The sequence below is a fragment of the Catellatospora sp. TT07R-123 genome (genome assembly GCF_018327705.1).
Classification (GTDB): domain Bacteria; phylum Actinomycetota; class Actinomycetes; order Mycobacteriales; family Micromonosporaceae; genus Catellatospora.
Map to the genome: position 1 here is coordinate 1,017,074 of NZ_BNEM01000002.1, position 13,691 is coordinate 1,030,764.

The following is a 13,691-nucleotide window of genomic DNA, read 5'->3' on the forward strand; positions in this document are numbered from 1 at the left end:
CGGATCCTGGGATCTGAGCTATGGCCAGAGCCGAACACTAGTGAAATAACGCCCAGCGCAATCAGTGCACGATTGACTTTGGGTTGCCCGCCATTCAGCCTCAACGCCACGAATAACATCGTGAACATTCCGAGCACGGCGGCTATCCACCATGCCACGATTGGACTTGTGTGGAAATCACCAAGCACGTCAATTCCCTACCAGCTGCATAAGGAGGAGGGATGCAGCCGCAAGGCCGAACAGCACATCATAGGGCTTAGCATCCGTGCGCAGTAATTCCACCACACAGGTTACACCCGTAAATACAATGAGACCGATAAAGGGCAAAAGAATTATGTCGGCCGCGCTTCCGTGTATGCCAAGACCTAGGCAGACCAGCGCCGCAACAACGAAGGCTACGCTGAAAACGATCGTGAGTGACACCCACGCCGAGAAGACATCCAGCTGCCGACGTTCGCGGGTCTGACGGGACCGATCCTTGCTCAAGAGCGCCGATGCCCTCCAACGCTTCAGTGGCACCGCGGCGACACGTGCATACAGGCGAGCGATCTCAATAGTCAGGTTCATCATGGAATGAAAAGCCCTCCGAGCTATGACCCGAATTGACGCATATCTTAACAGTCGCGGCGGCAGGCCCACTCTCGGGGGCCCGCCGCCGCGAGCTGTCAGCTAGATAACGGAAAGCAATACCGAAGAGAAGATATTCGGCGATCGGTCGTCTCCGCCGGCGTTCGGAACCAACTGCTGAGCGAATCCGAGGGCATTGCCCACAGCTCCTACAACAAATTCGGCGGCGGCCGATTTCACCACAGTCGCTTTCGCCAATGAAGCCGCTGCCTGCTTCGCAACTGCATTGGCGTACTTCGGCGAGCCCAGGTTCTTTAGCGTTCGCGCAGTCTTTGACGCTTCCTTCGCAGCTGCCGCGAGTCCCTTTTCTGCGTGCGCAAGCTTGGCAGTTGCCCCAAGACCCACAGCGCTTAGGACAGTTCCTGCGACGTCAAAGGCGGTCTCAGTGCCGGTGGTTGTCGTCGAATACTGAATATCATTCCATACGTCGATTGCACCGTTTGCTACCGAGACGATATTCACTGCGACCGCAAGAGTTGCAGTCACGATATCAAGTCCGGGAACCGCTGCCGTTGCCGCGGCCAGCAGGTCGAGTGCCGGGGCCGCGTCGCTGATCCAATCCATACTCTGCTTCCACCAGGTATCGTCTATCTTGGCTCTTTCGGCCGCTTCGCGCTCGCGGCGCGCGCGCTCACGCTCGAGACGTTCGCGTTCGAGGCGTTCGTGTTCCTTTCGGTCGCGCTCGGCGCGGGCGGCCTGGCAGGCAGCATCACAGGGTGGTGGGACGAACTTGTCGACGACGGTAGTCGGGCCGTTGCTGTGGCCGTAGCCCTTGGCGCCGGTGTCGTCGCTGTCTTCGGTGTAGTACAGCCCGGAAGGGTCGGAGAAGCTGGTCGGGTTGTTGTTGCTGTACGCGTAGCCGTGTAGCTGCTGTGGATCCCCCGGGTCGGAGACGGGGTCGTCGGATAGGAACATGCCCAGTGCTGGGTCGTATTCGCGGGCGCCGAGGTGGGTGAGGCCGGTGTTGTCGCGGGTGCCGCCGACGAAGCCCTTGTCACCGGCCCAGGTGGCGGGTGGGGTGCCGCGGTCGGTGCCGAACGGGGTGCTGCGCCTGCGGGAGATGTTGGCGAGGTTGGTGGCGGAGATGCCGACTTCGGATGTGCCATGGTGGTCGGCGACCTGCCATGTCAGTCCCGCTGCGGTGCGGACGGCGTAGATCGTGCCGAGGTGGTTGTAGTAGCGGGTGGCCTTGGTCGGCTGCCCCGTTGTGCGGCGGACTTCCTGTCCGCCGGGCAGGTAGAGGGTGGCGCCGGTCGGGTCGTGGCTGATGAGCCGGTTTCCGTCGGCGTCGTAGATGTAGTCGGTGGTTCCGGCGCCGTCGGTGACGCTCTTGAGGTGTCCTTCCGGGTCCCAGGCCAGCTGCTGGCTGGCGGGTCCGGCCGGGTCTCGCAGAGTGGTGTTGCCGTTGGCGTCGTAGTCGAACAGGTCGGTGGTGTCGTTGCCGGTGCCCGGCCGGTCGGTGACGACCTGCTGGACGGTGTGCGGCTGAGACCCGACGGGGCCGCCCTGGGTGGGGTAGGTGTAGTCGCGGACGGTGTCACCGGCCGACTCGTGCCAGGTTTCCTGTGTGCGGCTGCCGGCCAGTCCGGCGGAGCCGGTGTAGGCGTAGGAGTGCCAGTACGGTGCCGGGCCGCCAAGACCGCTGACGGTGCGCGTCGCACCGCAGTCCCCAGACAGCGGCGTCCAGGCTTGCGTGAGTCGGCGCAGGTGGTCGTAGGTGTAGCACTGGGTGTCGGCGGTCTGCCCGAACGGGCTGTCCTTGATGCTGAGCAGGTTGCCGGTCTTGTCGTAGGTGTAGTGGTAGGAGGCGGGGACGGGTTGCCCGTCGGGCGAGACGACCACATCGGTGGTGCGGTTGGTGGCCTCGTCGATGGTGTAGGTGGCGGTCACGAGGCTGCCGAACTTGCCGAGCTTACGCTCGGTGAGCATGCCCAGCTTGTTGTAGGTGACCGCGTACACGTTGCTGGACAGGCTCGTGGTCAGCGTGGTCGGCGCACCCACGTCGTTGTAGTTGTGCGCGATCACCTCGCTGCCGAGATCGGCGGCGGCGGGGATGCTGGTAACCGACGGCTGGCCGTCTGCCTTGTAGGAGGTGGAGTAGGTGTACTCACATGGCGTCAGGGTGCCCGACGCGCACAGCGTGCCCTCGCCCGACGGGACGACGAGCTTGCTGGAGGTGACCCGGCCGGCGATGTCGTAGCCGGTGACCTCATTGGTGTAGGCGTTGGCCGACCCCGCCGGTTCGAGGCGGGTGGAACGGGTCAGCCTGCCGATTCCGTTGGTGAGGGTGTCGTACTCCCACGTGGTGCGGATGTTGCCGCCCTGGGTCACGCTGGTCTTGCGGCCGAGCGCGTCGTAGGCGTAGCCGAGCGTGATCCCCGTGGCATCGGTGACACTCTCGACCTGGCTGAGGTCGTTGTATTCGGTGTGGACGTGGCCGGTGTCGGGGTCGTAGACGTCGGTCTGGTGGCCCCGCTGGTCGTAGTCGTAGTTCCAGGTGTTGCCGGCCGGGTCGGTGACGGTGTCGAGTTCGCCCCGGTCAGTGTAGGTGTAGTTGGTGGCGTCGAACGTGGTCGGATCGTCGCTGCCCGCGAACGCCCGGTCGTGGTACTGGCGCAGCTGGGTGGTGCGGCCGTCGGCGTCGAGGATGGTGGTGGTTGCGGTGCCGCCGTCGGGAGGGATGGTGGTGGTCCGGTCCCCGAACAGCTGGACCTGGGATCGCCATTGCTCGACCCCGTACGAGGACAGGGCCTCGGCGGTCTTGCGGCCGACGCTGTCGTAGAAGAAGTCACTTACCGACGGAATCGACGGTTTGGTGAGACCGGTGTAGAGCGCGGTACTGGGTGCGGCATTGGAGGCGTCGTAGTAGCCGGCCGCGGTCCAGGCGGTCAGGCCTCGGGAGTCGTAGATGGTATCGGTGAGGCCTCTGCCCCCGCCGGGTGCCTGAGTCTGGGTCTGCCGCTGCCGCAGCCAGCCGTCGAACAGGGTGATCTGTGTGGCGTATCCGCTACCGGTGGGCAGCAGCATCTTGGTCGTTACCGCGGTGGGGGCGTTGTTGCGCAGCAGGTACACGTACTCCAGGTTGGGTGTCTGGGGATAGGTGCCCTTGTCGCGGCCGGGCTGCCATACCTTCAGGAGCCTGCCCAGTCCGTCGTAGTCCAGTGCCGTGACGGCGCCGTTGGCATCGATGATGGTCGCCGGAAGCCCCCATGCGGGTGCGGAGGTGGTGCTGCTGGTCTGGTTCTTGGCGTTGGTGACGCTGACGCCGGTCACCGGGCCGGCCAGCATCGGGGTGTAGGTGGTGCTGGTCTTATAGCCAGCTGCGTCGAAGCTGTCTCGCGGCCGTCCGTTGGCGTCATAGGTGGTCTTCGCGGTCAGCACCGTGACCGGGTTGGTGCCGTTCCAAGAGTCGACCTCCTCGACCTTGGCGACGTCACCGAGCACCGGCAGGTCGGTGTTCCAGTCGTTGGCCACGTCGTCGTAGGTGGTGCGCACGTCGGACAGGACGTCTGCCGGAACGGACGGGGTCGCCGCGCAGGCGACGCCGACGGTTTGCATTCGCTTGACCTGGTCCAGCATCCAGTTTCCGCTGTTGCGGGCGTACCAGGTGCGGGTGCAGGTCTCGTCGCCGCTGGCGGCCTCGTCGCCGAAGTCGTCGACCGTCTCGGGCAGGCCGTCGGTGTTGTAACCCGTGGTCTGCTTGGTCCAGCGGTAGGTGCCGTTGAGCAGGCGGGTGCGTTCGCGGCGGGTCTGCGGCTGGACCATCCACGCCTTCAGCGACCCAGAAGTCGCGGTGGGGCCGTTTACCCACATGTCGGTGATGGTGCTGGACACGACGAGGCTGGAGGCGGAGTCGAGTTTCGTCTCCTCGCGGACCTGCCCGTTCAGTTCGTCGCGGTCGTCGACCTGGACGCCCTGCGAGTCAGTGATCTTCACGGTACGGGTGCCGCCGCCGGACAGCTTGTCGCCGTCCATGCCGCGGTAGTACAGGTAGTCGTCGACCAGGCGCGGGTCGGTGCCCTTGCCCTTGCTGATCTGGACGTGGCTGTAGCCGCGGAACTGCCCCCAGGTGCGCTCCTCGGGCTTGACCAGTTCGCTGTCGTCGTAGTGCCAGGCGGGGGTGTCGAGGTAGAAGTACTCCGTCTGCATGTCCGCCGACGCACCGGTCTGGTCGTGCTCGTCCAGGCGGGTCACGACGTACTTGTGGAACCAGTCGACGGTCGCGTTGACGCCGTCCGGGGCGTACATCTGGGGGTAGCAGCGCTTGGTGTTCGTGTCGGGGGTGGGCAGGGCGGTGCGGGTGCACTCCTTCGCGGAGTACGTGATCCCGATCTGGGTCCCCGACTCGGTGGTGATGGACTGGATCCGGAACCGGAACAGGTTGGTACGCCCGTCGGTGGGTCCGTCGACCCGGTTGGCCAGCGGATCGGCCCCGGGGTTGAACGTGATCGGAGGGTCGGACGCCTCAGCCCCGCCGGCGGTGGTGACCTTGCCGGTGTGGTCGATCGAGCGCAGCCACATCGGGGTGCCCTCGCTGACCCCGGCGTTGAGGAAGTCCTGGTGCAGGTCCCACCATTCGACGTCGTTGAACGCCGTGCCGGAGCCGGAGTAGACCTGGGTGCTCACCCGGGTCAGCCGCTGACTGGTCCAGTAGGTGGGTGACAGCGCGTTGGTGCAGGGCGCCGCCTTGCAGTACTGGTCCCACGGGGTGTCGGGCCAGTTCGCGGCCACCGGGTCACCGCTGGAGTAGCAGGACGTGACGCAGCGGTCGTTGACCGCGAACAGCACTCGCGCACCGGGCTGGGTCGTCGCCGGGGCGTCGTTGCGGGAGGCGTACTCGATCTTGGTCAGGTAGCCGCCGCGGTCGTAGGTGGTGCGCTTGGCCGGGTCGCTCTCGCGCCCGTACGCACCGGTCTCCTTGCCGTAGAACAGCGTCATCGTGTTGCCGTGCGGATCGACGACGTAGTCCAGGTTCCACCGCCACGCCTGCGTGCGGCGGGACGCGGCGAAGTTGCCGGCGGTGTAGCCGGGCTCGCCGACGTGGTTGCCGTACACCTGGGTCAGCCACGCCGAGTTGGTCGCCTCCGACGCGGTCGCCCCGCCCACACCGTGGTTGCGGCCGAAGAAGTACTGGGTGCCGTCGACCGTGGTGACCTTCCAGTACTCGCCGTCGGCGTCGCCGTTGCCGAAACCGGTGTTGGTCAGCAGCTCGATCAGCGACCCGTCGTCGGACTTGCCGCGCCACTTGCCGCCGCCCGCGTCGACCAGCTCGGTCGACCGGCCGTTGAGCGACATCGTGCCGTTCGACTTCCACCAGCACTGGTCACCGGTCGGGTTGGTCTTGTTGTTCGGGTCGCTGCCGCCGACCTGACCGGTGTCGGAAGCGCAGGACTTGTAGGTGCGCTCGATGTAGCCGGTCCACATGTCCCAGCCGTCACCGATCCACGAACCCTGCGTGTTCGTCGTGGACGTGCGCCCGTCGATGGCCTGCGAGCTGTACGACAGCGACAGCGACGGCTGCGGGCCGCCGACGCCCGGCACCATGCGGAACGGGTACGACCACGAGAACGCACCGGTCTGCGCGGAGACCTGCCACGTCGAGGCAGGTGACAGGCTGGTGGCGTTGTAGCTGCCGTTGTTGCCCGACGGACCGGCGGTCAGGGCCAGCACCGTGAATCCGCCGTCGGCCGCCAGCGGCGTCACCGCGGTCACCGTCTGGGAACCTGCGTCGTTCGTCGACGCCAGCGGGTTCGACGTCGCGCACTGCGACGCCTTCGGCGTCGTGAGGGCACACGCGGGCAGCTGCACCAGCCGCAGTCGCGTCGCCCAATCGGCACCGTAGGCCTTCGCGAAACCCGAGTAGTCGACGGCCACGGTCACCGCGCCCGACCGGCGGACCGAGTCGGCGCGCGCGACATCCACGATCACGCCGTCGATGCCGGCGGCCTCGGCGTCGGCACGGCCGTGCACCCGCACCGACGCCGACGTCACGGTGTCTCCGGCCGGAGCGAAGCCGCGCTGCACATCCGACCCCGCCTGGGCAGGTGCGGGCGCCACCCGCACCACTCCACCGGTAGTCGAGGCGGCAGCGCCACTTGCCGACACCCCGCGCTCGGTACGGATGCCCGCCGGAACCCCGGCGAGCGACACCTTCGACTGGCCGGCGGCCGGCCAGGACACGGTCGCGGGCTGCGACACCACCCGGTGCCCGGCCGAGAACACCGGCCGCACATCCGGCTTGACCTGCCTCGTCGGCACCCGTGCCGCCTCGGGCGCCACGGGCGCCACCTGGGCGGGTCCGGCCGACTGTGCCTGGGCGGGCACTTGCAGCCCGCCCACCAGCACCGTCGCGGCCAGCACCGGTAGCAGCACCCGCCGCATCAGCGGCACTGTTCTTGCACGTACAGCTCGCATCGTTTCCTCCCCGTCATCGATGGCGACTGCATGTTCACTGGCTGTCCACGCCCTCACAGGAAGGCGTCCGTCAGGTAGAAGCTCTGCACGTCCTCTGCGGTCAGCGCGCGCTGGTGCACGCGCACGGTGTCGATCTGACCGATCCAGTAGCCGGTGGCGGTCGAGTCGACCAGGCCACGGCCGATCGTCAACTTGCCCGACGGCGGGGTGACCCAGGGCACCGCCGCGTACGCGGACGCGGTCGACATTCCGAAGGGGTCGCCGCCATCGACGTAGATCGTCATGGTGTTGTCGGACATGTTGCCGGTGCTGCCGGCGTCAGCGTCGAAGACGCCGGTCAGGTACACCCACTGGCCGGTGGCCACCGTCCAGTTCGCGCACACGGACTGGGTGGCCGCGCTGTTGACGTCGGCCGCGGACACCGTGAAGCACCAGCCGCCGCTGCCGCCGTTGGCCGCCGTGGAGTAGCCCAGCCGGAACATCGCCTGGTGGGCGCCGATCTGTGCCACGGCCACCCGGTCAGCGCTCGTATTGGTCAGCTTCACCCAGGCCGACACCGAGAAGTCGCGGCCGACCTGCTGGCCGACGTCGGGACCGGTCATCAGGACCGGCACCGCAGTGGTGATCGCGCCGGTCCCGCTGAACTGCGCGGCGTTGTCCACCTTGCCCGCCGCCCAGGTCACGTTGGCGGCGGTCGCCGGATAGCTGCCGATGGAATCGGCAACAGTGGTGCCGGTGGTCTCGTTCATCATCCAGACCGCGGCGTCGGGTGCGGGCGAGGCGACGAGGAACCGGTACGCCTTGTCGGCGGACTTGCGGCCCGCGACGTCCACCGCCTTCACCCACAGCGTGCGGACCCCGTCGTAGGTCGGCGTCACCGAGATCGTGGCCGAGTAGTTCGTCAGCTGGTTCACCGTCGTCACCGTGCCCGACTCGAAGTGCCATTCGTAGGCGACGACGTCGGTCTCACCGTTGGCCGGGCTCAGCTTGAGACTTCCCGCGACACCGACCCCGCCGGAGCTGACGCCCGATCCGTTGTCCTCGAAGTACAGCGAAGGACTGACCGGCGTGATCGCCGGAGTCGACGGCGAGTTCAGATCGGTGGTGAACCCGAACCACGGTGTGAACGAGCCGCATATGTATGCGTCACACGCCTGGACCCGCCACTGGTAGACCCCGGTCGGCAACGCTGGCGAGACCTGCCAGGACGCAGGTGCCGCCGACCCCGACAGGTAGCCGGTCACCTGGCCCGAGCGCTGCGTCACCCCGGCCAGGTCGGCGACCACGAACGACACCGTCAACGTGCCCCCGTCCGGGTCGGACGCCAGCGCCTTCAACGTCGGGTTGCCCACCGCGACGTACGCGCCGCTGGCACACGGCGCCGGGCAGTCGGTCATCGTGGCGGAGGTGGGCGTGTTCGGGGCCCTGTTGTAGGTCGCCTCCAACGTCGCCGTGCCGATGCCGAACTTCTTCCACTGGTTCTCGTCAGTCTCGTTCGGCGCCTTCAGCCCGACGTTGAACGTGCCCCAGCCGCCGTCCAGCGTCGACTGGATCATCGACCTCATCGCCGAGGTGGACCATTCCAGGTATTCCGAGTTCTGTGCCGAGCAGGAGTCGTTGGCGCTGCCGGACCTGCTGCCGTAGTTGCTGATCCAGCCGGCCTTGGAGCTGTTCCAGGTGACCCCGGTGTTCAGGAAGTAGTTGATGCGCCATAGTTCCACCGGCGTGTCGGCGCACGCCCCGGAGTGATCGAGCCTGATCGTGAACGACGGGTTGGACACCAGCGTCGAGGCTGCCATCCCGGTGAGGGTGAACGTCATCAGCGACCGCCACACACTCGTCTCGCCCCACGCGCGACCGGCCCGGATGTAGTCCCGCGGCCAGTTGTTGGTCGTCTGGTACGCGGTGTCCGGGGCCGTCTTCTCCACCGTCGCCCAGCGGGCGTAGCCGGAGGAGAAGCTGGGGTCGATCATGACCGGGAACGTCGTGTCCGCCGCCTTGAGCATGCCGGCGTCGGGCACCACGGCGAGCCGGCCCTGGGACAGTTGCGCGGGGATGCCGATCACCGAGGCCGGCGCCTCATCGAGGGTCTCGCCTTCCGGCAGGCCGAGCATCCTGGCCTGAGCCGGGTTCGGCTGTGCCGGTGAATCCCACATCGTGGCCGGAGGCGCCATGAACACCACCCGCCCGGTGGAGTCGACCGCGCGGAGCTCGCCGGTCGAGGCGGTGCGAAGGTCGACGCCGTCGGCCCGGACACCCCACGTCAGACGCGCGAGGGACGGATTCGCCGCCGCCTTGCGGGTCTTCACCACGAGCACCTGGGAAAACGACTGCACCTCGACCGTGATCCGGAGATCCACCCCGGGGATGACCTCCGGATACGTGGCGACATTGCCGTCCAGCACGGGAGCGGGCAGCGGCTTCGGCCACGACAGGCTCAGGCTCGCCGCGCCGTCGCGCATGACCACCGCATCGCCGGTGCCGCCCGCCGACAGCGACACGTCGAGCAGCGTCGCCGCCGGCACGACCCGGTCTCCCACCACGGCCAGGCTGCGGTCGATCGGCACCCATCCCCGCGCCTTGCGGACTCGCTGCGGGTCCGTCGACGCACTGAAGGTAAAAGTGCCGTCAGGATTGGCGACGTGGGTCGCGTATTCGTCCACCATGTCCGACACCAGCACGTGATTGCCGCATCGCTTCGCAATGTCGGATGCGACCGCAGCGGACTCGGCGGAGTCTTGGCAGGACATTGCGGCATCTGCCGTCTGTGGTGCGCTGACCACGGCCATCCCGGCCGCTACCAGCGCCGCCGCTACGATTCCGGCCGTCCTGCGCGCCCATCGCGCCGCGGACTGTCCTGTCATCAAACGTCTTGAGGGCATAGCTGCGCCAGCCATTCAGGGGCTCCTCCCGTTAGCACACCTCAAAGCGAGCGAACGCTAACAAGGGCCGACGCCCGGCGGGGGGCAGCCGCGAAACGATCTACCGACGGGAAGGGGGTTTCGACCACCGAGCGCAATTATGCCGATATGGACAAATGAGCACACGCTCCTGCGGATCATCGAACAGCGGCCTGCGCCCTCGACGCGCAAAGTCACGTTGTGTCACTCGCGGCCTGGCACCCTGTTATCTAAGCGTTACCTTCGCGGTATCAACCAAATCGCCGTAGAACCGCGTCAGTACTGCCCATCCGCAGACCTCCGATCCGAGGCGACCCAGCCACGCCACGTGCGGACCGGCCGCGCGATTTGGACAAAATCGAGAAGTCAGAGACGCTGTTCCCCACAACGGTAAACCTTCCTTCCTAAAAGGAGCGCGTCGATGCGCAGACCTCTCCTGGCCGTCGCCGGTGCGGTGGCCACCCTGCTCGCGGCAGCCGTCCCGGCCCTGCTGAGCAGCCCGGCGGCCGCGGCGGCACCCCGGCTGACCGCGACGATCACGCAGGTCAGCGTCTGGGACACCGGGTACGGCGCAGACGTCGCCGTCAGCAACGGCGGCGACGCGGCCGCCAGCGGCTGGACGGTGGAGTTCGACCTGCCCGCCGGGACCACGGTCAGCTCATCGTGGAGCTCGACCCGCACCCAGACCGGCCAGCACTACAAGTTCACCAACCTGAGCTGGAACGGCACCGTCAACCCGGGCGCCTCGCAGACGTTCGGCTTCAACGCCGCCGGCCGGGGCACCGCGCTGAACTGCACCGTCAACGGCGCACCCTGCTCCGGCGGCACCGCCTCGCCCAGTCCGTCGGCCAGTCCGTCGGCCAGTCCGTCGCCCCGGCCGTCGGCCTCGCCGAGCGCGTCGCCGTCGGCGAGCCCGTCACCGAGCCCGTCGGCGAGCCCGTCCGGGCCCATCGTCGATGTGTCCACGGCGGCGCAGCTGGTCAGCGCGCTGGCGGCGGCGACGCCGGGGCAGACGATCCGGCTGGCGGCGGGCACGTACCGGGGGGCGTTCGCCACGCAGCGCGCCGGGACCGCCGCCGCGCCGATCACGCTGACCGGGCCGCGCACCGCGATCCTGATCAACGACGGGCCCAGCGGCACCGCCCCGTCGTGCCCCGCTCCCACCGCGGGCTGGGACTCCGGCTACGGCCTGTGGCTGTTCGGGGCGCCGTACTGGAACCTGACCGGGTTCACCGTGGCGGAGTCGAAGAAGGGCATCGTGCTGGACGACTCACACCACGTCGTCATCGACGGGGTGTACGTCCACCACACCGAGGACGAGGGCATCCACTTCCGGCGCTCCTCGGCCGACGGCATCCTGCGCAACTCGGTCGTCGAATACACCGGCCTGGTCCAGCCCGGCTACGGCGAGGGCGTCTACCTGGGGTCGGCCGGGTCGAACTGGGACTGCCACGGCAACTCCGGCGGCGTCGACCGCTCCGACCGGGTCCAGGTGCTCAACAACCGGATCGGCCCGAACGTCGCCGCCGAGCTGATCGACGTCAAGGAGGGCACCTTCGACGGCGTCATCCGGGGCAACACGTTCAACGGCCAGGGCATCTCCGGGCAGAACTCGGCCGACTCGTGGATCGACGTCAAGGGCATCGGCTACCTGATCGAGGGCAACACCGGCACGTTCGCCGCGCCGGGGACGTTCGTCAACGGGTACGAGACGCACAATCCGGCCACCACGCCGTCGTTCCTCAACGGCTGCGGCAACATCTGGCGCGGCAACACGTCCGACCTGGGCGGGGTCGGCCAGTACGCCATCAAGATCACGTCGACGTCGAAGTGCGCGGGCAACCTCAACGTCGTCTACGCCTCCAACACCGTCAGCAACGCCGTCAACGGCCTGACCAACATCGCCGTCACTCCGTGAGCGCGGCGAGGACCTGCTCGCCGTACTTGGCGAGCTTGTTCTCGCCGACCCCGCTGATGCGGCCCAGCTCGGCAAGGCTGGACGGCACCTCGGTCGCGATCTGGCGCAGGGTCGCGTCGTGGAACACCACGTACGCGGGCACGCCCTGCTCCTTGGCCGTGGCTGCCCGCCAGGCACGCAGCTTCTCGAACAGCGGCGCCGCCTGCGCGGGCAGCTCGGCCACGGCCGCGGCGGCCTTGCGCCCCGACGACGACCCGCCGCCCGATCGCGCGGGCCGCTCCGGCTCCCGGCGCATCTGCACGTCGCGGCGGCGCCCCAGCACCTCGGCGGCGGCGTCGGTCAGGCCGAGCGTGCTGTACTCCCCCTCGACCGCCAGCAGCCCCTGCGCCAGCAGCTGGCGCACCACCGCGCGCCACTCCGACTCGCTCAGGTCGGTGCCGATGCCGAACACCGACAGCTCCTGGTGCCGGTGCTGGCGCACCTTGTCGGTCTCGCGGCCGAGCAGGATGTCGATCGACTGCCCGGCGCCGAAGCGCTGGTTGCGCTCGCGCTGAAGCCGCAGCACCGTCGACAGCAGCTTCTGCGCCGCGACGGTGCCGTCCCAGGTCTGCGGCGGGTTCAGGCAGGTGTCGCAGTTGCCGCAGTCGGCGGCGCCGGGCTCGCCGAAATACGCCAGCAGCTGGCTGCGGCGGCACTGCACCGTCTCGCACAGGGCCAGCATCGCGTCCAGGTGCGCGGCCAGGCCGCGCCGGTAGGCGAGGTCGCCCTCCGAGCTGTCGATCATCTTGCGCTGCTGGACCACGTCCTGCAGCCCGTACGCCAGCCAGGCCGTGGACGGCTGCCCGTCGCGCCCGGCCCGGCCGGTCTCCTGGTAGTAGCCCTCGACCGACTTCGGCAGGTCCAGGTGGGCGACGAACCGCACGTCGGGCTTGTCGATGCCCATGCCGAACGCGATCGTGGCGACCATGACCAGGCCGTCCTCGCGCAGGAACCGCGACTGGTTCTGCGCGCGCGTGCGCGTGTCCAGCCCCGCGTGGTACGGCAGCGCCGGGATGCCGTTGTCGACCAGGAACTGCGCCGTCTTGTCCACCGACGCCCGCGACAGGCAGTAGACGATGCCCGCGTCACCGGCGTGCTCCTCACGCAGCAGCTCCAGCAGCTGCTTGGCCGGGTTGTTCTTCGGCACGATCCGGTACTGGATGTTCGGGCGGTCGAAGCTGGAGATGAACAGCCGCGCGGCGCCCAGGTCGAGCCGGGACGCGATCTCGACCCGGGTCGAGGTGGTCGCGGTGGCGGTCAGCGCGATGCGCGGGACGTCCGGGAACCGCTCGTGCAGCACCGACAGGGCCAGGTAGTCGGGCCGGAAGTCGTGGCCCCACTGCGACACGCAGTGCGCCTCGTCGATCGCGAACAGCGAGATCTTGCCGCGCTCCAGCAGGTTGAGCGCCGACCCGGAGGCCAGGCCCTCGGGGGCGAGGTAGAGCAGGTCGATCTCCCCGGCCAGGAACTCGGCCTCGACCATCCGGCGCTCGTCGAAGTCCAGCGTCGAGTTCAGGAAACCGGCCCGCACGCCGAGCGCCCGCAGGGCGTCGACCTGGTCCTGCATGAGCGCGATCAGCGGCGAGACGACCACGCCGACGCCGGGGCGGACCAGGGCCGGGATCTGGTAGCACAGCGACTTGCCGCCGCCGGTGGGCATGAGCACGAGCGCGTCGCCGCCACCGATGACATGATCGATGATGTCGGCCTGGGCGCCACGGAAGCTGTCGTAACCGAAGACCCTGCTCAGCACCTCTGCCGCATCACTCACCGGTCGATCCTAGGCGCCGACC

5 protein-coding genes are annotated in these 13,691 nt (G+C 68.1%); 1 reads left to right on the forward strand and 4 read right to left on the reverse strand.

All coding sequences use genetic code 11. The features are described from left to right. Positions 1-189 precede the first annotated feature (189 nt). The 3 genes from Cs7R123_RS24730 to Cs7R123_RS24740 form a co-directional block, all read right to left on the reverse strand. Positions 190-567, reverse strand: a complete 378-nt coding sequence (locus Cs7R123_RS24730) for a hypothetical protein (protein ID WP_212830107.1) — start codon at positions 565-567, stop codon at positions 190-192. A 102-nt stretch (positions 568-669) separates the two neighbouring features. Continuing rightward, the gene (locus Cs7R123_RS40850) at positions 670-7,041 is read right to left on the reverse strand and encodes an RHS repeat-associated core domain-containing protein (protein ID WP_212830108.1); all 6,372 of its coding nucleotides are present in this window, start codon (positions 7,039-7,041) and stop codon (positions 670-672) included. Positions 7,042-7,094: 53 nt separating this feature from the next. After that, positions 7,095-9,707, reverse strand: coding sequence for a LamG domain-containing protein (locus Cs7R123_RS24740; protein ID WP_212830109.1), 2,613 nt, complete (start codon positions 9,705-9,707; stop codon positions 7,095-7,097). 655 nt (positions 9,708-10,362) lie between these two features. Here Cs7R123_RS24740 and Cs7R123_RS24745 point away from each other — a divergent pair. Beyond that, positions 10,363-11,859, forward strand: a complete 1,497-nt coding sequence (locus Cs7R123_RS24745; protein ID WP_212830110.1) for a cellulose binding domain-containing protein — start codon at positions 10,363-10,365, stop codon at positions 11,857-11,859. Here Cs7R123_RS24745 and recQ read toward each other — a convergent pair. Further along, complete coding sequence (gene recQ, locus Cs7R123_RS24750; protein WP_212830111.1) at positions 11,849-13,669, reverse strand: DNA helicase RecQ; 1,821 nt, start codon at positions 13,667-13,669, stop codon at positions 11,849-11,851. The genes Cs7R123_RS24745 and recQ overlap by 11 nt on opposite strands. Between the last annotated feature and the right edge of the window lie 22 nt (positions 13,670-13,691).

Coding starts and splice junctions, on each gene's coding strand:
- Cs7R123_RS40850 (WP_212830108.1), bottom strand. CDS start 7,041: ATGCGAGCTGTACGTGCAAGAACAGTGCCGCTGATGCGGCGGGTGCTG.
- Cs7R123_RS24745 (WP_212830110.1), top strand. CDS start 10,363: ATGCGCAGACCTCTCCTGGCCGTCGCCGGTGCGGTGGCCACCCTGCTC.
- Cs7R123_RS24740 (WP_212830109.1), bottom strand. CDS start 9,707: ATGGTGGACGAATACGCGACCCACGTCGCCAATCCTGACGGCACTTTT.
- Cs7R123_RS24730 (WP_212830107.1), bottom strand. CDS start 567: ATGAACCTGACTATTGAGATCGCTCGCCTGTATGCACGTGTCGCCGCG.